The organism is Vallitalea okinawensis (genome assembly GCF_002964605.1).
Lineage (GTDB): Bacteria > Bacillota > Clostridia > Lachnospirales > PQDH01 > Vallitalea_A > Vallitalea_A okinawensis.
Map to the genome: position 1 here is coordinate 29,860 of NZ_PQDH01000004.1, position 25,151 is coordinate 55,010.

At 33.3% G+C, this 25,151-nt stretch carries 20 protein-coding genes; 13 read left to right on the forward strand and 7 right to left on the reverse strand.

Annotation, left to right across the window (positions count from 1 at the left end; all coding sequences use genetic code 11):
* Positions 1 to 10 precede the first annotated feature (10 nt).
* Together C1Y58_RS13135 and C1Y58_RS13140 are read right to left on the reverse strand one after the other, a co-directional pair.
* The gene (locus C1Y58_RS13135) at positions 11 to 406 is read right to left on the reverse strand and encodes a hypothetical protein (RefSeq protein WP_105616523.1); all 396 of its coding nucleotides are present in this window, start codon (positions 404 to 406) and stop codon (positions 11 to 13) included.
* Between the two features lie 516 nt (positions 407 to 922).
* The gene (locus C1Y58_RS13140; RefSeq protein ID WP_105616524.1) at positions 923 to 1,813 is read right to left on the reverse strand and encodes an AraC family transcriptional regulator; all 891 of its coding nucleotides are present in this window, start codon (positions 1,811 to 1,813) and stop codon (positions 923 to 925) included.
* Between the two features lie 180 nt (positions 1,814 to 1,993).
* Here C1Y58_RS13140 and C1Y58_RS13145 point away from each other — a divergent pair, with 180 nt between their 5' ends.
* Positions 1,994 to 2,995: a Gfo/Idh/MocA family protein gene (locus tag C1Y58_RS13145; RefSeq protein WP_105616525.1), complete on the forward strand. Its 1,002-nt coding sequence runs from the start codon at positions 1,994 to 1,996 to the stop codon at positions 2,993 to 2,995.
* Between the two features lie 104 nt (positions 2,996 to 3,099).
* Here C1Y58_RS13145 and C1Y58_RS13150 read toward each other — a convergent pair whose 3' ends face one another.
* Both C1Y58_RS13150 and C1Y58_RS13155 read right to left on the reverse strand, forming a co-directional pair.
* The gene (locus C1Y58_RS13150) at positions 3,100 to 6,228 is read right to left on the reverse strand and encodes an alpha-mannosidase (protein WP_105616526.1); all 3,129 of its coding nucleotides are present in this window, start codon (positions 6,226 to 6,228) and stop codon (positions 3,100 to 3,102) included.
* A 9-nt stretch (positions 6,229 to 6,237) separates the two neighbouring features.
* Positions 6,238 to 6,483, reverse strand: a complete 246-nt coding sequence (locus C1Y58_RS13155) for a NifU family protein (protein WP_157950087.1) — start codon at positions 6,481 to 6,483, stop codon at positions 6,238 to 6,240.
* Between the two features lie 163 nt (positions 6,484 to 6,646).
* Between C1Y58_RS13155 and C1Y58_RS13160 the strand changes: the two genes are divergently transcribed.
* A complete protein-coding gene (locus tag C1Y58_RS13160) occupies positions 6,647 to 7,522 on the forward strand; it encodes an AraC family transcriptional regulator (RefSeq protein WP_170311592.1) in 876 nt (291 codons plus the stop codon).
* 61 nt (positions 7,523 to 7,583) lie between these two features.
* On the opposite strand, the gene C1Y58_RS13165 is transcribed toward C1Y58_RS13160, so the two are convergent.
* Positions 7,584 to 8,870 (reverse strand): Gfo/Idh/MocA family protein, encoded by a 1,287-nt coding sequence (locus tag C1Y58_RS13165; protein ID WP_105616529.1) that lies wholly within the window; start codon positions 8,868 to 8,870, stop codon positions 7,584 to 7,586.
* Positions 8,871 to 9,130: 260 nt separating this feature from the next.
* On the opposite strand from C1Y58_RS13165, the gene C1Y58_RS13170 reads away from it, so the two are divergent.
* The 7 genes from C1Y58_RS13170 to C1Y58_RS13200 all read left to right on the forward strand — a co-directional run bounded on the left by C1Y58_RS13170 (position 9,131) and on the right by C1Y58_RS13200 (position 21,029).
* The gene (locus C1Y58_RS13170) at positions 9,131 to 10,039 is read left to right on the forward strand and encodes a helix-turn-helix domain-containing protein (RefSeq protein ID WP_105616530.1); all 909 of its coding nucleotides are present in this window, start codon (positions 9,131 to 9,133) and stop codon (positions 10,037 to 10,039) included.
* Positions 10,040 to 10,331: 292 nt separating this feature from the next.
* Positions 10,332 to 11,288, forward strand: a complete 957-nt coding sequence (locus C1Y58_RS13175) for an ABC transporter permease (RefSeq protein ID WP_242985396.1) — start codon at positions 10,332 to 10,334, stop codon at positions 11,286 to 11,288.
* A gap of 10 nt (positions 11,289 to 11,298) precedes the next feature.
* Positions 11,299 to 12,171 (forward strand): carbohydrate ABC transporter permease, encoded by an 873-nt coding sequence (locus tag C1Y58_RS13180; protein WP_105616531.1) that lies wholly within the window; start codon positions 11,299 to 11,301, stop codon positions 12,169 to 12,171.
* Positions 12,172 to 12,268: 97 nt separating this feature from the next.
* Positions 12,269 to 13,882, forward strand: a complete 1,614-nt coding sequence (locus C1Y58_RS13185; RefSeq protein WP_105616532.1) for a type 2 periplasmic-binding domain-containing protein — start codon at positions 12,269 to 12,271, stop codon at positions 13,880 to 13,882.
* A gap of 120 nt (positions 13,883 to 14,002) precedes the next feature.
* Positions 14,003 to 16,255: an AraC family transcriptional regulator gene (locus C1Y58_RS13190; protein WP_105616533.1), complete on the forward strand. Its 2,253-nt coding sequence runs from the start codon at positions 14,003 to 14,005 to the stop codon at positions 16,253 to 16,255.
* Between the two features lie 33 nt (positions 16,256 to 16,288).
* Positions 16,289 to 18,343 carry an alpha-amylase family protein gene (locus tag C1Y58_RS13195; RefSeq protein WP_105616534.1) on the forward strand — a complete coding sequence of 685 codons (2,055 nt, stop codon included), beginning with the start codon at positions 16,289 to 16,291 and terminating at the stop codon, positions 18,341 to 18,343.
* Position 18,344: 1 nt separating this feature from the next.
* Complete coding sequence (locus tag C1Y58_RS13200; RefSeq protein ID WP_207655750.1) at positions 18,345 to 21,029, forward strand: MGH1-like glycoside hydrolase domain-containing protein; 2,685 nt, start codon at positions 18,345 to 18,347, stop codon at positions 21,027 to 21,029.
* A gap of 26 nt (positions 21,030 to 21,055) precedes the next feature.
* Here C1Y58_RS13200 and C1Y58_RS13205 read toward each other — a convergent pair whose 3' ends face one another.
* Together C1Y58_RS13205 and C1Y58_RS13210 are read right to left on the reverse strand one after the other, a co-directional pair.
* The gene (locus C1Y58_RS13205) at positions 21,056 to 21,382 is read right to left on the reverse strand and encodes a four-helix bundle copper-binding protein (protein ID WP_105616535.1); all 327 of its coding nucleotides are present in this window, start codon (positions 21,380 to 21,382) and stop codon (positions 21,056 to 21,058) included.
* Positions 21,383 to 21,402: 20 nt separating this feature from the next.
* Entirely contained in the window at positions 21,403 to 21,585 is a 183-nt protein-coding gene (locus C1Y58_RS13210) for a CDGSH iron-sulfur domain-containing protein (protein ID WP_105616536.1), read from the reverse strand.
* Positions 21,586 to 21,739: 154 nt separating this feature from the next.
* On the opposite strand from C1Y58_RS13210, the gene C1Y58_RS13215 reads away from it, so the two are divergent.
* From C1Y58_RS13215 to C1Y58_RS13230, 4 genes are all read left to right on the forward strand, one after another.
* Positions 21,740 to 22,384 carry a hypothetical protein gene (locus C1Y58_RS13215; RefSeq protein ID WP_105616537.1) on the forward strand — a complete coding sequence of 215 codons (645 nt, stop codon included), beginning with the start codon at positions 21,740 to 21,742 and terminating at the stop codon, positions 22,382 to 22,384.
* 79 nt (positions 22,385 to 22,463) lie between these two features.
* Positions 22,464 to 23,297, forward strand: a complete 834-nt coding sequence (locus C1Y58_RS13220; protein WP_105616538.1) for a CvfB family protein — start codon at positions 22,464 to 22,466, stop codon at positions 23,295 to 23,297.
* A 151-nt stretch (positions 23,298 to 23,448) separates the two neighbouring features.
* A complete protein-coding gene (locus tag C1Y58_RS13225; protein WP_242985397.1) occupies positions 23,449 to 23,871 on the forward strand; it encodes a RidA family protein in 423 nt (140 codons plus the stop codon).
* A gap of 57 nt (positions 23,872 to 23,928) precedes the next feature.
* A complete protein-coding gene (locus tag C1Y58_RS13230; RefSeq protein ID WP_105616539.1) occupies positions 23,929 to 25,140 on the forward strand; it encodes a winged helix-turn-helix domain-containing protein in 1,212 nt (403 codons plus the stop codon).
* The last annotated feature ends 11 nt before the right edge of the window (positions 25,141 to 25,151 follow it).

The window sequence follows — 25,151 nt, forward strand, 5'->3', positions numbered from 1 at the left end:
CCTTTTCATATTAATGTTTTGTAGCCATTTTAAGATAGGCTGAATAGATAACACTGTAAATTAGACCAAATGTAAATGGCTCGATAACAAATTTTAAAATTTCATTTTCATATAGGTATTGATTCGTAAAGACGACAGTAAAGGTAATAACAAAGTTAGAAAAAAAGTTAAGTAGTAAATTAAGATATCTGTTTGTAAGGACATATCTTAAAGATTGATTGCTTATTGTCGTCATGTAAAGCCTGTTACCAGCAAATTCGGTTAATATAAATGAGCATATAAATATGAAGGGCAGGTTTGATAATGATGTCCCTACAAAGTAGGATAAACCACCAATATACCAATATAACAGAAATTTTAATGTTTTCTGTTTATAAAAAATATTTTGTCTTTTTATATTGATCATAATAATCCCCATCTCTTATCATTAAATAAGTGCATTAACAAGTTATCACTTATCTTTATATTAATTTAAGATACATAACACTTTCTACTTATTTATTGCTGATTTGAATAAAAACCTCCGCATATCATGTCTTGATTAACCTAAATTATTAACAAAATAAGTGAATATTAATAAATAATTATAATAAAGCAGATAAAAATTTGAAAATATAGCTACTAACACAAATTTTGGAGTAATCAATTAAGTTCTTTATAAACGATTAATAATCAATGTGATACCATAATAAATAACCCTAACATATAATAATTCTGAAATAATTTTATTATAAAGATAAAATGTATTTATTATTTATGGAGGATTTAGAAGTACTATCAAAATAATATCATGTACTACGTGATATTATAATTAATTTGGAGTGAAGATAAGTTAAATATGAGTTGATATTAGAATATTCAGAAAAAAATTAATCATTCAAAAAAGTAGACTAAGACCTATAGTTACAGGTCTTAGTCTACTTTATGATAGTGAAAAAATATCATGTTTAGTCTGATTTCTATATTTAGTAGGTGACATGCCTACTTTTTCAGCAAATACTCTATTGAATTGAGACAGGCTACCGAAGCCACAAAGCTCAGCTATTTTTATAATCTTATAATTAGTTTCAAGTAGTAAGTGACAAGATTTTTTGACTCGAGTGAGTTGAATATACTCAGTAACACTAAAATGAGTGTATTCTTTGAATTTCCTAGATAAATAATGTGGGCTAATAAAAAACTTTTCTGATAGACTGTTTAGTGTTATTTTGTCACAATAGTGATTGTGAATATAGATTGTTAAATCTTCTATCTTCTTAGTAATGGTATCTTTCTCAATATCCTCATTGGTATAAACATTATTATCTATATACTTTTTTATGGTATATAATAATTTTAAAAGTGTATTTTGATACATGATTTCCATAGCAGGATCCTTCTTACGAGAATAGGTATAGAATTCATTGATGAGATCAATAATAACTCTTTTTTCTGGGTTATTAAACCTTAAAACGGGTATAGGTTTTTGAAAAATAGTCAGAATCCATTGCAATTGACTATTGAATGCAAAAGACAAATAATCTTTATTAAAGCTTAAAAGTAATCTCTTATTTTTTTTGCTTAGATAATTAGACTTATGTAGTTGATACCTATCAATAAGTACAAAGTCATAGGTATTCAGGCGATAGCTGGACCCATTAACGATAAAATTACACTCACCATCTAAAAAAATAAATATTTCATAGTAAGGATGAAAATGCTGATACTCCATATTCTTTAACTCTTTTCTAATATGAAAATCAAGGTCAAAGAATAGATTTTCAGTTATAAAAGAATGGTGAAGTTTCTCCTTAAAAAAAATTGTATCAGACATAAGTTAACTCCTTGTTATAAATTTAAGTGTTATTATATATAAGCTGTATATAGACACGTTAAGCAAATACTATAATTTTATAGTTTGGCTATTAACCAGTACATAATTTTATTATAATAAATAAAAGGTAAATAATCTAGGAAAGAATTAATCTATAAGCCGTATTAAGGAGGGGTAAAGTTGAAAATTGTTATTATTGGTTGTTCTGGGCATTATGGTTATGCCCTAGATGGTATTTCTTTTAATAATAAATATACCATTGTAGGTATTTCACCTGGTGTAGAAGAAGAGAACATTGATAAGATATATGAAAAAGTGAGAAAAGATCATCAAGAGGTTAGGGTATATAAAGATTATCTGAGAATGATAGAGGAATTAAATCCAGAAATAGCAGTAGTCAATACATATTGTACCAAGAATGAAGAAATTGTCATTAATCTTCTTCAAAGAGACATTCATCTTTTCATAGAGAAACCACTTACCACATCAATGGATTCACTGTGCAAGATAAAGGACGCTTATAGTAAGAGTAAAAGTCATCTCTGTTCCATGATGGGTATTCGCTATCATGCTGCTTTTCTTACAGCCTATCAAATAGTTAAAGAAGGTGGTATTGGTAAAGTTAAGCTGATCAATGCTCAGAAATCCTATAAATTAGGTCAACGAGGCAACTTTTATGAAAAAAGAGATTATTATGGCGGTATTTTACAATGGGTAGGTATTCATGGGATTGACTGGATCTATTATTTCAGTGGGCAAGAGTTTAGTTCCGTTTATGGTAGGTCCAGCGAATTAATAGAGAAAGATGGAAATGAAATAGAGATGTCAGGAGTATGTCAATTTGAACTAACCAATGGGGTATATGCTACACTAGTTACTGATTTTTATAGACCTGAAACAGCAAACAGTCATGATGACGATCGATTAAGGGTTGTAGGGACTAAGGGGATTATAGAAGTTAGAGATAATCAAGTGTTTGTAATGAGTAATGATAGAGAAGGTTCACAAGAGATTCATCTCCTTGAAGAAAAGAATATTTTTGAGGATTTCTTAGAATCTATCGAAGGAAATAAAACATGTTTTGTATCATCAGCAGAGGTTTTTGAGGTGACTAAAGCATCTATATATGCTAAAGAATCAGCCGATCATAATAAAATTATGTTTTGGAATGAGGTCAATTAGGTAATAAAGAAAATTAACTTGCTTTTAGTTGATGAAATATGATGTAAAAAGACCCCTTGTTAAGTCATGATATAGCAACAAGGGGCTTATGTACTTCTATTTTCCTACATAGATTTTAAGCGAATAGATATAATTTCATTAGGTTCATAAGGTACTTGGATCATACCGTGCTCCAATGTTAAAGATTGCTGGGTTTCTTCTATTAGGTTACATAGCCAAGCTTCTTTAACTGGAAAATTCAATTTTATTTTAGCTATACCTTTAGAACTATAAGTTTCTACTAGGCGTAAAATGATATCCTTTGTACCATCTTCAGATAGTTTAAAAGCTTGGCACTGTAATGCCTTTGTATCTAGAGATAAAGGAGCTTCAAAATCTTCTTTAGTCTTCTTATTAGGATAAACTTGTAGTGGCCAGTTTAGAGCATAAGCTTCTTCAACGAGACCATCATTTTGCCATTGACCACCATGTGTCATAAGAGAATAAGTAAAATAATGCTCTTTTCGATCACTGTCTCGATCGGGGCGAATAGGTGCTCTTAAAAGGCTTAAACCAATAATATTATCTTCTACATGGCAGCCATATTTGCAATCATTTAATATACTCACCCCAAAAATTCCTTCGCTCATACCAACCCATTTATGGCATGGTACTTCAAATCTGGCCTGTTCCCAAGTTGTGTTTTGATTGTTATAACGTTGAAGGACACCAGCAGAGGTATCCACGTCATAAACACGAGCATACACGTCAACAGGGAAGAGTACTTTCAAAAGTTTTTGATCTTCTTGCCAATCAACCCAAGTTTCAAAATCAATACGAGGATGTTCTGCATATAGGCGAATAATTTGACAAGCCTTACTATTCGAAAATTTACGTTCCATTCGTAATGCAATTGAAATAGGTCCATCTTCAACAACTTGTATGTTTTTCCAATGGGGAAGAGCTATAGGGTATTCCTCATAATTTTTAAGTATATCCCAGGCGTTATATTTACCTGGACGGTCATCGTATAGTGCCCATTGATTAACTGTTTCTCCTTCCCTAATCACATTACGGAAACGTATCTTATCATATATATTGATGATCTCTCCTTGTGTATTGATTTCTATGCGATAATATTTATTTTCCATGCTCTCTTGAGAAATTTTCATTGAAGTATTTTCTGGGATAAAAGTCTTTAAACCAGTTAAGCTCATAGAGCCCAATCCTTTAATGAATGGTAACTGGGCACAAATACGAGTTTTACCATCAGGTTGTTGTTGAATTTGAAGCGGGTAAGTATTGCCATGAGAATCCTTAAGTCCGGTATAATCACTTTCAGCAGTATTATTAAGATTGGCGATACCTTTTTTCTCTTGTATGGAAGGATTCAGTACAACGAAATTACCTTCACTGCTGGAAGTAAGCATTTGGTTAAGAGTTCCTTCTTTAATGCTATTGAATTCTTTTTCCATAACATCATATAATTCCAATGCTTCTGTGGCAACAGGTGTGGTATGACTGCCTGGCAATATATCGTGAAATTGGTTGGTTAGGAGTTTCTTCCATGGAGCTTCGAGAGCTTCCTGCCAAGAATCGTTACCCCGTAAATAAGAAAGAGTTGCTAATGTTTCTATCTCTTGTGCCAAAAATTCACTTTTTCGATTAATCCTTTTTAAGTCCCCCTTTGTTGTAAATGTTCCACGATGCATTTCAAGATAAAGGTCGCCGTCCCATACTGGATAATCCTTCTCTTTATGACTAAAAGCAGACTCTAGATACTCTTTTCCTGTGGTAATACGTTGATGTGGGATACCAGGTAATTTTTCTTGACGTTCTATGTAGGCGATCATGGCATCAGTCACACCACTACCACCATCACCATAACCGTACATCTGTAGGGATTCAGGATAGATTTCTTTCTCCTTATAAGCATCCCAGTTTTCAATTGCTTGATCCGGTTCTAACCATGTGATGAAGTGAACGGGTGGAACAGAAGCATTAACTGTGGAGCCATCAAGCCCTTTCCATATAAAATTATTATAGGGAAACATGTTAGTATCATTCCATGTAGACATCTTATTGGAAACAAAATAATCCACACCTGATTTCTTTAGAATTTGGGGCATGATGGCGCTATTACCAAAGACATCAGGTAACCAACAATTGTTAACCTCCACATTAAAAGTTTCTTTGAAGTACTTTTTGCCATAAAGAAGCTGGCGGACATGACTTTCAGCAGAAATTAAGTTGCAATCAGGTTCTACATACATAGCACCGACAATTTCCCAGCGACCATCTGCAACACGTTTCTTTACTTCCTCAAAAATATCAGGGTAATATTTTTCAAGCATTTCATAGGTCCATGCTTGGGTATGGGAGTATTTAAATTCAGGGTGTCGATCCATTAATCGTAACTGTATAAGGCAGGTCCTTGCATTTTTTTGTACAGTCTGTTTAGCCGTCCAATGATAAGCAATATCTAAGTGTGAATGAGCAACAAGAGCAAGATTCCCTTGTTTACTATAAGTATGAAATTGATTATAAATGTGGTCATTAAAATACTGCTTAACAATAGGCATGCAGACTGTATACTCTTCTCTTGAACTTTCAAAAAGAGGTAGTAAATGAAGTACTTCATTAATATGATGTTCCATGTTCTCTTTAATATGATCTTCAACATGTTGGCTGTATGCAAGTGAATAAAGCATATCCAAATCATACTTAAACTCCAGCATATCTTCATCTAAAACCATAAAGGATGGGGATTTAAAGTTCTGAATACAGCCTTTTAATTGTCGAGTTGCAACATTTCTATCGTCATCTGGTTTGGAACGTGTATAGGCTTCCAAAATGATTTCGTAGATGTCCCCTGGGTTGGCTGATTCCACAAAAGGGAATGATGAACGATTAGGGTCAAGACCATTCATATAAGATCCATTGACTTTCACCATGACTTCAGTAGGAGTAACCATCTCAAAGTATAACTTCTGACCTTCCAGTTCAGGAGGGATAATGACTGTTGTCTTAAAAACAGAAGTAACATCAGGACCTCCCCAGCGTTCACCATCTATAATGGGAATGAATTCGTCATGATCCCATGTATAAGCATCAGGATGATATTCACCAGTACGAATATGCCAATTAGGAATTGAATAACGTTGTTTAATAATAAACTGATTCAGTTGATTAAAATTTACCCTTGCCCATTGTTCATTGCTCATGCTTCTTCTACTAACTTTTATATGTGCCATGTTTGCCTCCTATTGATCAAAGTATGGTATGTTTTTAATTATTTTTATGGAAAAATGCTGATGGAATTTAGATTCAATCTTTTTGTTGAGCCACCACTGTATATCTTCTCCACAACTGTTACATGTAGCGCAGTCTCCATAAGCATTAATAATAAGAGTATTATCATTAATTTCAGTACAAAGGAGATCACCACCATCGGCTTTAGCCATTGGTCTTAAAACAGAATTAATATAATTCATTATTTCCTTATCCATCATCTAGCCTCCTAGTTTAAAATCATTCTATCTTTATTATAAAGAATAGAGAATCCTCAGAGAATAGGTTATGAAGCCATAAATTTGCATAGTATGACCATATTGTCCATATGCTAAAAATAGATTATAATAGACCTATGCAATGAATAATGGGAGGAAAGCAGTGGAGATTCTTGAATTAGATGACTTAGAAATAAAAATAGAATTTGGGCAATTAGAATTAAATATGCTTTATATGCGGTTTGCACCTCCCAGTAGGATTAAAGAGATAACTAATCATTTTCATAGTAGCTATGAATTGCACTTTATACCCTATGGACAAGGATTATTAAGGACAAAAGATCAGTCTTATACCATCAATGCAGGAGATTTCTATTTGACAGGTCCTAATGTTTATCATGCACAAAAAGGACATCATGATAACCCTATGGCTGAGTACTGCGTTAATTTTGAGATAATTGGTGAAAAGATAAAGGAAAACCAAGGATCTAAGGACCAAGAAGTCATATCAAAGACATTAAAAGAGACCACCTTTTGGTATGGAAAGGACAAATTTAACAGCATGGATTTGTTCAAAAAGATAGCAGAAGAGAGTCATTATAAATACGTAGGCTATATGGAGAATATAAAAAACTACCTACAGCAGATACTATTAAATTGTATCCGAAGCTATCTGGAGTATCCCTATTCCTTGGACCAGCCTCCAATAAAAAGTAAAGATGATCAACGTAGACAAATTACTGATACCTATTTACATAGGTTTAAAGAAGAAGTATCTGTAGAAGAACTAGCAAAAATTTTAGGTTTAAGTGAAAGGCATACAAGGCGATTTTTTCATTCTATTTATGGTATGTCACTCCATGAGAAAGTTAAAGAAATGCGAATAGACTTAGCTAAAGAATTACTCATGAATACCCGTATGACGATAAGTAGAATCGGTGATTATGTAGGGTATATAGATCCACTATATTTTTCAAGAGTATTTAAAAAATCTACAGGATGTAGTCCAACTGTATATAGAAGACATTCCTATGAATAGATAAAAATAAAAATGAACTACTCAAATAGTTGACTAATGAGTAGTTCTTTCTTCAATAACCCTAGAAAAAGATAACTCTTTTTTCTTCCATGGCTTGATCCGCATAAAAAGCTGCTAGGTGACTATTCATGGAGTCATTAATCGTTGTACGAGATATAGAAGTTTTTTCATCTTTTATGTAGTTAACAAAGTCATCAACCAGACGTAAATCGCCGCCACCATGACCGCCAAACGCACCAGCCATATCTCCTTTTATATTCAAGTCGATAACTTCCTCAGTGAAATCAGATTCTTTGGTTGGATTAATTTTTCGAAGGGTAAAGTTGGATTCTTCAAAGACGCCTCTGATATCTCCTTTAGTTCCAATGACATGTATATAGCGTTGAGGTCGGGTAGACCCACCTAGCATGGTATGGGTAGCCACGGAGCCGTTTTGGAATTCTATGGATACTGTTTGACGATCCACCACATTATTATCATATCGCCATACGCATTTACCAAAGTGGTTATCTGTTTTAAGAGAATGTATTTTGTCCTCAAGAGTAGGATTTTCCATGTGCTCTAAACAAGTCCAAACATATTGTTTCCAGCGATTAGGGTGATCAATATAGTGTTTTTTACAAGAATAATGACAGTTTTCTTCTATTGGACAGTCCACCATACAGCGCTTTCCTGCATCCTTTGGACGATTTTCTTCTGTAAAAAAATGACGACCACCAAAACTAGATAGTGATGTAGGGCTAATACCACTGTTCATCCACATGATGATATCGAGATCATGACAGCATTTAGCCAGTAACATGGATGCATGACATTGTTCTTTGTTACGCCATTTACCTCGCACATAAGATACAGCCATGTGATGGAAGGAAACATGTTCTGTTGTTTGAATACTAATGATATCACCAATATCACCATTTAAAATACGCTCCTTAATGGCATGATAAAAGGGAGTATATCGTAAAACATGACAAATCATAACCTTTCTATCTAACTTTTCAGCTGTTTTGGCAAGTGTGATTGTCTCTTCTTCACTAACGGCATAAGGTTTCTCAAGAAGGAGATCATAACCTTTCTCTAGAATAGGAACAGAAGTTTGAACATGAAGATGGTCCATAGTTCCATTGATAACAGCATCTCCGAATATTTCATCGGACAAGAAATCCGTTAACGTATTGTAGCAGTGTTGCTCATCAATATGATAGAGTTTTTTAGCCTTTTCAAGGCGAACAGTATTAGGCTCAACAACCCCCACGACTTGCATTCGATCAGGATTTTCTAGTGCATAGCGGCAATAAACATTTCCACGATTACCCGCACCAACTAATATAACTTTTACTGGATTCATTCATTTAGCCCTCCTTTAGAAATGATTAAGCCTATTATATAAAGCATAGGGTAAATTGTCTTTACAATTCAGCGCAGGATTTTTATGATTTTTTTATAAATTGACTCATTAATTAACTCCTTAATTGCTATAGGTTTCGGGTTGATATCAGAATTTTATCATGTATAATAAAAGTATAAATATGAAATTAGCATAATGGTTTGGTAACCTGGGCTTGTAAATAACTATGCTGATAACTTTGGTGTAAAGTAGGGAGTAATATGGGGCATAAGGGTATTCGTCTTAGAGAAGAGGTGAAAATTGATAAAATCTTTTCATTTCTATATTATGAGATGACCAAAGACTATAGTTTTAGTGGAGAGCGACACGATTTTTGGGAGTTAGTCTATGTAGATCAAGGATGTATTCACGCTATAAGAGATGATGAAGAGGTCAAACTTTCAGCAGGCGAAGTAATTATTCACCAACCAGGTGAATATCATGGTCTTCATGCTAATGGCGTTGATGATTGTAATGTGTTCATCATATCTTTTTCTTCTCAATCAAGAGCATTAAACTTTCTCAAAGGGGAGAAGGTTTGTATAAATCATGATATTCAACAATTATTTAATCAGTTGTATCATGCTGGTGATGAAGCTTTTAAAGACTGTCGTTCAATAGATGGGGTTCTTAAGATAATGATGAAACCTGAAGAGGATATGTTCTTTGCAGCTGAACAAGTGGTCAAGCTATACCTAGAACTTCTGGTGATTCAATTAATCAGACAAGTACACACGCCTCAAATAACTAGTCGGAGAGTTGACATGTTGTCTTCTTCGGATTTGATGGAAGAAATTGATGATTTACTATTAGAGAATTTTCACAGGAAGAATTACTTAGATTTTCTTGTTGGCAAGCTAGGTGTAAGTAAAAGAAAAATTCAATATCTTGTTAGAGATAAAAGAAATATGAGTGTTAATGCCTATATTCGGCTCCTTAAAATAGAAAAGGCAAAAGCTTTATTAAGAGAAAGAAAGAAAACTGTTACAGAAATCGCAGATGCATTAGGTTATAGTTCTGTGCATTATTTTTCCTCACAGTTTAAACAAGAGTGCAATATGACACCAACAGAATATAGTAGATCAATTAAATATAAAGGGCATGGTCTAACCTTTTCAAAAGGGGATTAGTGGCTCATGTGAATAGAAAGCACACCTTAAGGTGTGCTTTTTAGTGCATACAAAATGATTAAGAAAGTAACTCTAACCATTTTATTACGGTTACAAAAAAATGATATCCATTAAAAAAACTATATTTTAATTATAAAAAGCCCTAGATTTTAGCTGTTTTTAATTAATCATTGATTATAAAGTGACATTTTTATAAATTAGTATTCTTGAGGAGTTTTATAGAAAATGATAATTTTGAAAGGAGCAATCATTCAATTCACAAGTTTAAAATTTAAGATGAGGAGGAAAAAAAGTGCAACTAAGAGGAATGAAAAAACAGAGTAATGAGATGAAAATTAATCGATTTTCCAATACATTAATCAGTTATAAGAAAAATAGTTTATTTTTTCTAATGCTATTACCGGCTATTATATATTTTGTTATTTTTCATTATCTACCGATGTATGGTGTTACAATCGCCTTTAAAGATTACTATATTTTGAAAGGCATATTAGGAAGTAAGTGGGTTGGTTTTAAGCACTTTGAAGATGTATTTTCAGGGTTGTTTTTTTGGCCAGTGTTTAAAAATACATTAATTATCAGTTTTTATAAATTGATGCTTGGTTTTTTTGCACCAATTGTATTAGCCATTATGCTGAATGAGGTATCTCATAATAAATACAAAAAGGTGGTGCAATCTATTACCTATTTGCCTCACTTTATGTCTTGGGTTGTATTATCAGGTTTACTTATCGAGATTTTATCACCTTCAAGAGGACCTGTTAACATCCTATTGCAAGGAATTGGTCTAGAGCCTATCTATTTTATAGCAGAAAAAAGTTGGTTCAGAAGCATTCTTGTTGGCTCAAGTATATGGAAAGAGGCAGGGTGGTCATCCATTATCTATTTAGCAGCAATATCTGGTATTGACCCTCAAATGTATGAGGTAGCTGAGTTAGATGGAGCAAGCCGCATGAGAAAGATATGGAACATCACCATACCTTCTATCATGCCCGTCATCATCATCATGTTTATTTTTGCTACAGGTAAAATTATTCAGGATGATTTTGAGCAAGTATATAACCTATTAAACCCAGCAGTTATGGAAGTTGGGGATGTTATTTCTACCTATACCTATCGAGAAGGGTTAGAACGTATGAACTATAGTTATGCAGCAGCTGTAGGATTGTTTAAAAACGTTATTTCCTTTGCATTAGTCATGGGTACCAACTATATAGCTAGAAGAACAAGTGATTACGCACTTTGGTAGGAGGGAAAAGATGAAGATAAAAAGTAAACAGGATATATTCTTTGATTGTATTATTTATAGTTTGTTATTTTTATGCTGTTTGATTACTATCGTACCATTCTTACAGGCTGTTACTATTTCTTTAAGTCCAGCCAGTGAAGTGAATAAATATGGTTTGCATTTGATACCTACTTCGTTTAACTTAGAAGGTTACCAAAAGGTTATCCAACATGATCAAATTTGGATTGCTTACAAAAATACTATCATTAGAACGGTTTTAGGAACTTTTTTAGCTGTAGCATTAACTGTATTAGCAGCATACCCCTTAGCAAAGAAAGACTTACCACATCGAACATTTTGGACTGGATTTATAGTCTTTACTATGTATTTCAGCGGAGGGCTAATACCAAGATATCTTTTAGTTAATAACCTTGGATTGCTCAATAGTATGTCAGCATTAGTTTTACCGTCAATGATCAGTGCTTTTACATTAATAGTTACCCGCAACTTTTTTATGACTATTCCAGAAAGTTTAGAAGAATCAGCGAGAATAGATGGTGCCAATGATCTCTACATACTGTATAAAATCATTATTCCTATATCCAAACCCATTATTGCAACTATTACACTATGGTACGGGGTATGGCACTGGAATCAGTGGTTTGACTGTATGATCTATATTATGGACAAAGAGAAATTTGTTTTACAGTATGTGCTTCGACAAATAGTATTAGAAGGTCAAATGAGTGATAGTGAAATGGCTATTACAGACGTTATGGTTGTTAACACGGAAACCATGAAAATGGCAACATTAGTTGTTGCAACATTACCTATAATTTGTGTATACCCTTTTTTACAGAAATATTTTGTTAAGGGCGTTATGATGGGATCATTAAAAGGGTAATGTGTAAATTGATGTCGACTTTATGGTAAACTAAGTAGGTAGGAACTTAGTTGATCAATAAGGTTTACATAGATATAAAAAATAGGAGGGAATTAAAATGAAAAAATTAGTGTGTATGATACTAATAATGGGGTTACTAGGTAGTCTATTTGTAGGATGTACATCAGAAGACAGCCAAACTGATAGTACTCCAACAACGGATAACACTAAAGAAACGAAAAAAGGTTCAGAGAAAAGTGAGACCACTGGTAATGAAGCAGTTGTTATTGATTGGCTAGCGTACCAGACTTCTGCACAACCGGATGAAGAAGCAGAGATCGTAAAGATGGTTGAAGAACGTTATAATGTAGATTTTAACTTTTGGTTCATCGATGATCAGAAGTGGAATGAAGCTTTAAATGTTCGTTTAGCTTCTGGGGATATGCCAGACGTTATGCGTATTAGAGATGATAATTTATTTAATTATGTTGAGCAAGGGGTCGTTGTTGAGTTACCTATAGAAAAGTTAGAAGAGAAGGCACCTGATTTTGTTGCTGCAGTTAATGCATATGATCCTAACGGTTATTTATGGAATAAATCTAAACTTTCTGATGGTAAAAACTATGGATGGAGTATGGTGCAATTGGATGCTAAGTACCATACCATACTAGAATGGAGACAAGATTGGTTAAGTAACGTTGGCATTACAAAGGTACCAGAAACTTTAGAAGAGTTTGAGGCGGCTATGTATGCTTTTAGAAATGATGATCCTAATCAATCAGGACAACAAGATACATACGGTATGTCTATAAAAGCTATGAACGCAGTATTTGGAGCATTTGGATCACCAACAAATATTGAAAATGGTAGTGAAGTAATGATCAAAGATGGTGAAATTGTCTTTACTGCAACTCAACCGGAAATGAAAGAAGCCTTGGCTTTATTAAACAAGTGGTACAATGATGGTATCATTGATCCTGAGTTTATAACTGGTGAGAATACTGGTGGTTATTGGGCGCTATCTCATGCCTTTATGAATGATCGTGTAGGTGTTACCGGTGGTATCAATTACTATCACTATGCACCACCAGGAAAAATTGAGGGACCTAAAGGTGGACCATGTTACAGAGAAACTAAAGCCATTAATCCTAATGCGGAAGTTACTTTGGGCTCACCTATTGAAGGACCATATGGTCAAGGAGTTCTTAAAGGTGGAATGGCAGGTGAATTATTTGGAATTACTGCTAAAGCTACTGAATCTGAAGCAAAAGTTGATGTTATATTAACTATGCTTAACGATATCTTTAATGATGAAGAATATAGTATGATGGTAAGTCATGGAATTCAAGGAACTCATTTTGAATTAGATGAGTCTGGAGAAGTCAACTATCTATACGATAGAGATCCTGTACAAATGAGGGAGCAAGGTATTCAAATCTTTGACTTTTTAACAGGATCACCAGATGTTAGAAGTAAAATTATGAGTTCAAGATATGAGTATGCTGAAAAATATGCAACAGCTCCATATTACGAGAGACCGACTATGCCATCAGTTGACGCTCTAAATGAGAATAAGGAAACATTAAAAAGAATCACTGAAGAAGCCTATATTCAAATTATTACTGGCGAAAAGAGCGTTGATTACTTTGACGAGTTTGAGACTCTTTTCAATGAAAATGGTGGAGATGAATCACTAAAGGCTTTAAACGAAACATATAACTCATTAAAATAATGGATAATTCAAAAAGCCTCTCTATAGATTAGAGAGGCTAATTGAACTTCTAGGTTGTTTGACAGTAAAAGGGGTTTTGTAAGATAATATTGTTTATTAAGGATTATTGGAGGGGGTCCAATGAAAAAGAAAAAGATATATTATCGATTATTATTCCTAAATTTACTATTATTGATGATAGGAGTTATTATACCCAATCAAATCATATACAGGTACAGCATTGATTTTATATATAGAAATATACATGAGTATAATGTCATCAAAGTAGATCAAATCAGTAATACCATCGATGAGTTAGTCAAAAATATTATTGAGGTACCAATTGATAATATTACAGACTTAAAGACCAACGAAACTTTAACGAAGCCTCTTCATGAGGATATAAGTAAATCTTTTATAGATATCAAGCAAGTCATGAATGAGGTATCTGGAATAGTTCATAAGAATGAATTTATAAATGAACTTAGTTTATATTACTATGAAGGTGATGTTTTTTTCTATGATGACACGGTAAATTTCATAGGTAATAGAAGCCAAAAAAAGATTAATATTCCAAAATGGTTCGAAAAAATCTATCAAGAAGATATCAATACTTTATGGTATAAGCATATGGATGAGCAGAGCAAAGAATATATTACCTATGCAAGGACTGTACCATTTTTCTCTGATATAAAAGATCGAAAAGGGATTATGGGGGTTACAATTGATTTAAATATGATATATGAAATTATCGATAGTTATTATGTAGAAAATCATATGGGACAACAATTTGTTATCATTGATGAAAAAAATAATCCTATAGTAGGTTACCCAAAGAAAATGGTAAAAGCTGATCTCGATCAAGTAATGGGGCAAATGAATGCACAACAGTTAAATGATAAAAATCTATATGAAATAAGTATTAATAATGAAAGCTATTTAGCATCAATAATACCTTCTGAATATAATGACTGGAAATTCATTGCATTATCTTCATTAGATTCTTATTATAAAACAGCTGATCAGTATAAGGATATTTACTTCTTTATCTTTATAATGATTATTCTAATTAATATCATCATCATTTATTGGAGTACGCGAAAGGCATATAAACCGATCAACAATATAGTCAATGTTTTTAAGGGGATCTCAAAAGATGACGGTTCTACTGAGGATGAATATACATTCATAATTAACACAGCCAACAGCGTTGAATCGCGCATCACAGAATTAAATAAAAAATTGAAAGCCTATCAGCCCCTTATTCAATATAACCTGATATGGGAAATTCTTAACAAAGCCAAAAATGATATCAATCAAGAGATATTTAAAGCGAGTGGTATTTCATTAGATTTAAATAAATCATGTTGTTTAATTGTTAAGGTTCATAGAAATGATGTTCTTGAAGATAAAATTATACTGAATTATAAGTTGATCAATGCTCTCAATGAGCAGATGATAAATCGCTATAAATGCTATTCTGTATTGAATGAAGACAATGATTTAGTCCTTTTACTGAATTATGAGTCCAAATTTCAACATGTTATTGACTTAATAAGGACAATTATTGAAGGGTGTACAACACAAGGTTATACACTGTGTATCGGGCAAGAGGTTCAAGAAATAGCTACCATATCGGAATCTTATAGCCAGGCTAAGTATGTAAAAAGATGGACCTTTATAAAATGCAATGAGAAAGTGATTTACTATAAAGATATTGCAAAGGAAGAACTTAAAGCTGACGGAAGTGCTTATAAAGTATTATATCACATTGAAGAAGCTCTAAGAGAATGCAAGATAGAAGATGTTCAATACAAAATAAAGGTACTGATTGAGGGATTAAAGTATGGTCATTATCGAATAGAGTATTGTGAGAATACACTATTAGAATTATGTTCAAGGTTAAGAAACCTTTTTATGGAGAGAGGATTTAATAGTGATTTGATTCTAGAGGTTGATATTCGTGAAGTACCTAATATTATTGAAAATATTAATGAATTTGAGGCTAAGATTAATGGGATTGTATTAACCATCATACATCATATAAGAGATAAGAAAGATAAACTACCTGTTGAATTAGAATACAAGATTGATCGTTATATTGAAGAGAATATTTACAATGATATTAGTCTAGAAACGATGGCTGATGAATTAGATATAAGTTATGAATTACTGAGTAAACAATTCAAAGATCTTAAGGGTATTACCTTTAGTAAATATATGATGGAGCTAAAGATGAAAAATGCCAAAGAGTTATTATTGACAACAGAGTTGTCTGTAAAAGAAATTAGTAATAAACTTGGTTATAATGCTACACCTTATTTCATATCACGTTTTAAGAAAATATATGGTCAAACACCTTTACAATATAAGAAAACCAATGGGAAAGTCTAGTACAGGTGAAAGATCTTGAAAAAGGAGATTATGATGAAATCGAAAGTATACCAAGATTGCTATATGAAATTTGATTCATCCACCGATGAACTCATAATAGGTAATAGCCTAATTGAAAGAAAGTTCATATTTATTAAGGGACATCCTTATTGCGACTATACTCTGAATAAGTTATCTGGTAAAAAGTGGGCAAACGACAAGGCTAAAATGTTTCATATAGGACATCTTAATGAACTACATTACAATATAGATATATACTCAGAAGTCATTGATCTTGCGTTAAATGGAGAGTACTTACTAGTTAAGGTTATATTCCAAGGTAATGGTATAAAAGGGGATTTAACCTTCACAGTTTATCCAGATACACCTTTTATAACAAGTCGCATGAAGGTTAAAAATATAGGGACTGTCCATGTCATTAAAAGTGATGAAAAGAAGCAAAACAGTGGAATAGAAATGAACTATCAATCAGGTAAAAAAGGTCTAATTGAAGATACGATTGATAGTATTGGTTATGACCAACCCCATATCAAAGTTAAAAGTTATAAGCTGTATGATGTAACGGATGCTCATAATACTTTAGTAAAATTGGAAAAAGGAGAGCTTTATTACAAGAAGAATGCTAGTCGTCATCATTATGAAGGAAGTATATTTATTATTGATAGCTATCTTGAAGAAGAAGGCTTGATAGTAGTTAAAGAAGCGCCAACAGAATTTGCAGCTCAAAATAAAACCATTGACGACCTCATCATTGAGCCTGGCTCATATATACGAGTAACAGGTTCAAGTCTAAATGGTCCAGTAGATGCTAAGGATGAATTCATTACTTGTTATGGTGTTACGATTGGTGTAGGGCAGCCTGGAGAACTATGTCGCTTATACAAGAAACATTATTTACAAGAGTGGTATCACCAGCAAAAACCTCTCTTTACTATGTCCAATACATGGGGAGATCGAAATCAAGATAAAGCAGTTTGTGAGAGTTTCATTCTAAAAGAAATTGAAATAGCAAGTGAGATGGGAATTAATGTGGTGCAAATTGATGATGGTTGGCAGAAAGGAATAACCTCTAACTCTGCATTAGCAAAAAATGGTGTATGGGAAGGGTATTATGATTTTGATCCTGACTTCTGGGACATTCATCAGGATAAATTTCCTAACGGATTTGGTAAAATTATTAGATATGCACGAAATAAGAAGGTAGAGATCGGACTATGGTTTTCGCCTGATTCGTCACATGATTTTTCAAATTGGCAGAAAGACGGGTCTGTTATCTTAGATTATTATAAGAGATACGGTATTCGTTACTATAAGTTAGATGGCATTAAAGTAAGAAATAAACAGTGTGAAATAAATTTAGTTAAGTTATTTAGCTTTCTAGAAAAAGAAAGTAAGGGACAGATCAGGCTTAATTTAGACATAACTGCAGAAGAGCGATTTGGGTATCTATATGAAAAACAATACGGTACACTTTTTGTTGAGAATCGCTATACAGATTGGAGGAGTTATTATCCTCACTATACGTTAAAGAATATATGGCAGTTATCCCAAGTGATACCTACTCAAAGATTACAGATGGAACTACTGAATAATAAACGGAATAAAGATATTTATGAAGATGATCCATTAGCTCCACATCACTATTCTATGGATTATTTATTTGCTATTACTATGGTAACTAACCCTTTATTTTGGATGGAATTAAGTGGGTTAGAGAAAGAAGACCAACAGAAGCTTAAAGCGGGTCTTAAAGTATTTGATACTATTAAAGATGATATACTACAAAGTGAAGTGATGAATATTGGTGAAATGCCTGATGGAACATCTTTTACAGGATTCCAGATCATTAAAGGAGCAGAATCTGGTTATCTTCTAATCTTTAAAGAACTAACAACTGAAAGAGAGCACGTCTATCAACTAAATGATGTTAGTGATTGCAAAATAGTAACAGAGATCATCTATACCAATGCTCAAGAGAGCAAAATCATAGTATCTGATTGTGTAGGGAGTAATGGAGAATTAAAGATTAAAACGGGATCTCATTCAAGAATATTTGCTCTAATTAAATATGTTGTAAAAGGAGAATAACGTGAAATCCATAAATAGATCAAACAATAGTCGGGATTTAAGCAATCCTAATTGGGGACCTTATACTAAAAAATACATGGGAATATCTCATATAGCGGATAAGGAGAAGGGGATACGTTTTGATTTAAGCGTTTTTCCTGGATATTATCGAAGAAGGATAGATGTTCCCAATGTAAGGTGGGAAACTGGTTACCACCCATGGGAAGCATCGGCAGACCTAAATTATTATTCCATGAGGCATGAATTAGAATGGAAAGATCAAGTTTACTGTGACATATCCTACTCTAAAATTCATGATGATTTACGCCTGATTAAGTGTCAGTTCTTTAATCATACAGATGAAAAACAGAATGTGGTCCTACATTCTATGGCTTCATTAAATTATCCAACATACAGTGATTCATCAAACATCATACCATATGAAGTTATGTTACCTGAAGGATGTAGATGGATAGATGGACTAGAGTATACTTCTTTGGAGTATGCGGTACAAAGGCATGATGATCATTTGGTCTATGATGGATTATTCAGAGGAGAAGTAAGAGAGAACGGTTTTGTAGATGCAAAGTGCTTAGGGAAGGGATTTGGAAGAGAGAAAGGGGATACTGTTACATATCATATAGGAAAAAATAAAGAGCAAGATGGTTATATCATGTTTCGATACATGATGGAAAAAGGAAGTAAAGTTACGTTACAAATTTCAGGAAGTGAAGAAAAGGCAGTCGTTTTTGAAGGAACAGGTGAAATCATAACTGAATTAATAGAAATGCGTTTATGGGATACAGATCGTATAGAAATAACGTCATTAGGTGGAAGTGAAATTAAGATAGATGGATTTGCTATTGTATCTAACTATCATATTAAGAACATCAGTTTTGTTCCTAGTAAAATCAATGCTATTCCTTGCATGAGCCATAATCATAACAATCTATTATTAAAATACGATAATATTGAGCATCACTATGGAATACGTTGGTTCTATGATGATTATGAAATAAGAGAATTTTATTGTGATGAATTAGATACATTAATGCGATTTAAAGTAAATGACCACACATCCTCAAAGTTATATGGAAAGGGTGAAGGTCATTATACAAATATATTTATGCGGCCTATATTCTTAGAAGCTCAAGAGCAAGTGACAATTTATGGATTAGTATGCTGTGGAGAGTCAGAGGATGTGGTAGAGGGAATTCTGAATAAACAGTATAATTTAACTACGCTAGTGGAACAGAACAGGGCTACAATATCTACTTATACAACCACTGATGAAGGGGAAAAGTATTTATTCAGTCAAGAGCGTATGGCTGCAATATTGTTATCCAATGTGGTTTATCCAGTGTATGTACAAGGGGAGTATATCAGGCACAACACTCCTGGTAGATGGTGGGATTCTCTATATACATGGGATTCGGGGTTTATTGGAATTGGCTTTTGTGATATCGATATTAGTAGGGCCATTGAATGTCTTAATACCTATGTAACCGACCCTGAGGATGACCAAAGGGCATTTATCCATCACGGCACCCCGCTACCAGTGCAGATATATCTTATGTTAGAAATATGGAATAGAACCAATGACAAAGAACTATTAAACCATTTCTATCCTAAATTAAAACACTTTTATGATTTTATTGCCGGAAATAGTGGACTTTCCACCACGGATACATTTAACTCCAGCTTACTTCAGACCTGGGATTACTTTTATAATTCTGGTGGTTGGGATGATTATCCACCCCAGTATCATCTGTTTTGTGAGAATAAGGAGCTTATCAAAGGTATAACGCCGGTTGTTACGACAGCTCATATCATCAGATGTGCTAAAATATTACTCATGATGGCAGAGCATTTAGAGGTTTCCCAGGATGCTACTCAATATCAACAGGATATAAGTAAGTTTTCAGCTGCACTACAGAGATATTCATGGGATCAAGAAGCAGGTTACTACAGTTATGTCATTCATAATGAAAATGGTGATCCCACAGAGATTTTGAAATATAAGAATGGAGAGAATTTCAATAAGGGATTAGATGGAGTAAGTCCTCTTATTTCAGGCATTTGCACAAATGATCAAAAGAAGAGATTATTAAACCATCTTATGTCATCAGATGAATTATGGACGGCTATTGGCATATCCACTGTGGACCAAAGTGCAAACTATTATACAAAGGATGGTTATTGGAACGGTGCTGTTTGGATGCCTCATCAGTGGTTTGTTTGGAAAACCATGCTGGATATTGGTGAAGGAGATTTTGCTTGGAAGATTGCTAAGACAGCATTAAACCTATGGAAAGATGAAGTAGAAAATTCTTATCATTGTTTCGAGCACTTTATTATTCAGTCAGGTCGTGGAGCTGGTTGGCACCAGTTTGGAGGTCTATCATCACCTATAATTAATTGGTTTGCTTCATATTACTGTGTTGGCACTCTTACTGTCGGATTCGACATTTGGATTTTAGACAAAAAAGTGAATAAAGATTATTCTCATTTAGAGGCTACGTTTAAAATGAATTCTCATGAAGACGAAGTAACATGTATGATTATTGTCATGAATCCAGATGCAAATTATCAAGTATTCTGGAATAATGAGTCATTACCATATAAAGAAAGATGTAAAGGTGCATTAGAAATTGAAGTAAGTAAGAACAAAGGAAAAAATCAATTAGTCATTCAAAAAACTCTTTAATGCTTTTAAGCATTAAAGAGTTTTTATTATTGAGACATAGACTCACATTCAGTAGCACATTTATAACAGGCATCTGCGCAATCCTTGCAATGTTGAGCAGGGAATTTACTGCACTCATCACCACATGTCTTACAGATCTGAGCGCATAATACACAGAGTTGCTTAGCAAATTGACTTCCTCTTGCCATATATTTGGCTGCAAGGTAACATATATCAGCACAATCTCTGTCAAGTTGGATACATTTAGTCATGGATTGGACATCCTGCTCATTGAGACATGAAGTTGCACAAAACTCACAGGCATTAGCACATTTTAAACAAGCATCAATACAAGTTTGATATAAGGGTAACATAAGACCCCTCCTTTATATTTTTATTCATTTTTTTTGTTGTGTAGAGAACTTTCACAAAAAGGCATAATGGAAGATTCACCACATCTGCAAAGGCGAGCAGTTTGCTCAGAAGGTATGATATTTCCTTGTTCATCCACTAGCTCAAATTCACCAGATACAATAAGTGGTCCTTTTTCTTTTATCTGAATCCTTGTCTTAGGCATTAATCTAACTCCTTTCAAAATTATAAGTTTATTTTTTGCAGATTTATAAAAGCTATACTACGCATAATAAAGATATTAGATATGATAAAGATACACTGGATTAAAAGCTATGACATAGAATACTATAAGATACTAACAGTTGGATGTATGTATTATGTGGCCTAATGCTCTATTTTCTTATTATTTTATAAAAATGAATCAAAAAAGTAATTTAACCAATAGACAAACAAATGAAGAGCCAATAAACACCAGAGGGATTTGGTATACCACTTATGGAAGACTCGTTATGACACAAAGAGGTGATAAAGTTACTGGTTACTATAGTTGGAAAGATGGTATTATAAATGGGACGATTACTGGAGATGTTCTTACAGGAAGATGGGATGAAAGACTTATTTATACAGAGAGCAGGAATTACGGCAATATGAGACTAGTTTTCGACGAAAATGAGTTTACCGGTAAGTGGAGTTATGAAGATTCACCTGATGATGATTATATATGGGAAGGAAGGAAAGTCTCTAGCAATTTTGAAGATAAAAATTGTTACCGATATCGAGTTGTCAATGACTCACCCAATTTGCCTGAAATCTTTATAGGTAATGAAATGATTGGTTTTGAAGAAAATAGCTCATATTTTTATCCTAAAACATGCTTACCCATATTAGATCTAAACATTATCATTTCTGACCAATTAATAAGCAGGCAAGTATCAGTAAACCCCGGTTATTCTTATTCTTTTTTAGTAAAAGGAGCTTTACCTTATGTTATAATAGATACAGTCATAGATAATCCTTTTTAAGATGAGATTGTGCTTGTATACTTAAGTAGAGTTGTGGTAACATTCTTAGTAGAGAACTAATACAGAAGCGAGGAAGATTATGATAGAATTAGCAAAAATACAAAATATGCACGTCTTTAAAAAAACACCACATGGCTTTTTAACAAAATCCCGTTATGATATGAGACAAGTCATTTTACCCTTTGAACAGATTATTGGTGAAGTAGAGTTAGGTCAAGAAGTTAAGGTGTTTATCTATAAAGATTCTGATAATCGATTGATTGGTACCATGAAGGCACCTAAAATAGTTATGGGAGCTTTAAAGGAGTTAGAGGTTGTTGATAAAGCCACATCTGGAGCTTTTATGGATTGGGGACTTGATAAAGATCTTTTCTTACCAGTTAAAGAACAAAAGGGAAATGTTCGCATAGGTAGCAAGTACCTTATAGGTCTATACATCAGCAATAAAGATAGAATTTGTGCAACCATGAACATTGGTAAACTCCTAGAGGATGATTCTCCTTTTAAAGAGAATGATCAAGCATATGGTTTAGTATACGATATAAAAAAGGATATGGGTGCATTTGTTGCAGTGGAGAACAAGTATCATGGACTTATTCCTAAACATGAATTATTCTCAGAATTAAAAGTAGGGGATAAAGTAGAAGTACGTATAACAAAGGTACGAGAAGATGGTAAATTAAACCTTAGTATACGGCAAAAAGCTTATCTACAAATGGATGCAGATACTAAGATTCTTTTAGATGCTTTGAATGATAAAGGAATTATTCCATTTAACGATAAGAGTGATCCAGAACGTATAAAGCAAGCATTTGGTATGAGTAAAAAAGCTTTCAAAAGAGCTGTTGGTCGTTTACTAAAAGAAGGAAAAGTTGAATTCACGGATTCAGGTATTAAGTTATTGGATGAATAAAAAGCTTATAAATCTCTTATTTGGATTAAGACATTCAACTAAGAGATTTTTTTGAATATTTTAGATGTATGACAAACTGGTGTCGTATATCCTTTGCTATAATCCTAATTAAGAATATTGCATACAAGAAAAGGATTAAAGGGGGATGGATATGACGGAGATTAATCGAGAAAAGATGGATCAGCAAGAAATATATGAAAACAATGGTGTGATCAGAAGAGATATCAATGCAGATTACGCTTACTCAGGTTTTGTAGAAGCTGGTGACTTTATCTTCCTTAGTTTTTGTGTAGGGAATATTGGTGAATCAGTTGAGAAACAGATTGATGGTGCTCTTGATCAAATGAGTAACCGTTTAAGAGAGGTTAACCTTACGTTAGACTCAGTTGTTAAAGTAGAAATATTACTAAGGGATATTTGGGATATACCTATCATGGAAGAAGTTTTTAAACGTCGCTTTAATGGGAATTTTCCTGCTAGAAAAACTATCTCAACAGAATTTGCTCATGTAGGTGGTCCGGATGGTTTAAAGGTTCAAATCGATGGTATCGCTTATAATCCAAAGGTATATTAAATTTTTATATGTTAACATAGTCTCCTGTAGAGGAGATAAAAAGGATCAGTGATAATAATGAAACTAACGAAAAAGCAAGCAAGGGAATTTATTTTAAGTCACCAAAAACTTATACAGCCAAGAAGTTTATCTGGGAGGGATGCAGTTTATGACTTTATTAAACATGTTGGATGTATACAATTTGATCCATTAAATATGGTAGGCTATAATCCATTCCTAGTTTTACAATCAAGAATAAAAGACTTTAAAGGTGATGATTTATATCATTTAATCTATGATGATAGAAAGTTATTGGATGGCTGGGATAAATGTATGTCAATATATCCTGTGGAGGATTGGCCTTACTTTGAGAGGTATCGAAAAGAAGCCTATGACCGATATGCTAATAATAGTGAAGCTATAAAAGAGCTTTTACCTCAAATAAGAGAAGATATTCATCAACATGGACCTTTGTCATCAAAGGATATTAAGATTGATTATAAGATTGATTGGGCATGGGCTCCAACAAGAGCACCTCGTGCAGTTTTGGAAAGTATGTTTTATTGGGGAGAAATACTTGTTCATCATAAAGTTGGGACAAGAAGATTCTATGACTATGTTGAAAAACATATACCACAGGAAATTCTGGGTAAATCTGATCCTAATCAAACATTAGAAGACTACTTAGAATGGCATGTAAAGAGGCGTATAGGTGCTATTGGGCTATTGTGGGACAGAGCAAGTGATGCATGGATAGGTATTCACTGGATGAAAACTAAGGAGCGTCGTGCTGCCATTGAAAGATTAATCAATAAGAAAGAAATTATTCCTGTCTCTATTGAAGGAATCAAATATCCTTGTTATATTCGTCAGGAAGAAAAAGATCTTCTTGAAAAGGTCATGAATGGGTTAACCTATGAGTCAAAAGTCTCTTTCATCGCACCTCTGGATAATATGCTTTGGGATCGAAATCTGATAGAAGAACTTTTTAATTTTGAATACAGGTGGGAAGTTTATACACCTGCAGCCAAAAGGAAGTATGGTTACTATGTGTTGCCTGTACTTTATGGAGATCGACTAATTGGACGATTTGAACCAAGGTATTATAAGGAAAAGGGATTATTGGAGATAAAAAACTGGTGGTGGGAATCAGTGATTGCTTTAGATGAGGCGTTAATAGTAGAAATTGCTGCTTCTTTGGAATGTTTAATGGCATATCTAGGTGTTGAAGAAGTAAAGTTTATAGGTAAAGATAAAGAGTTTAAGAAAGTTATTAAAAAGATTAAATAGATGGAGAGAAA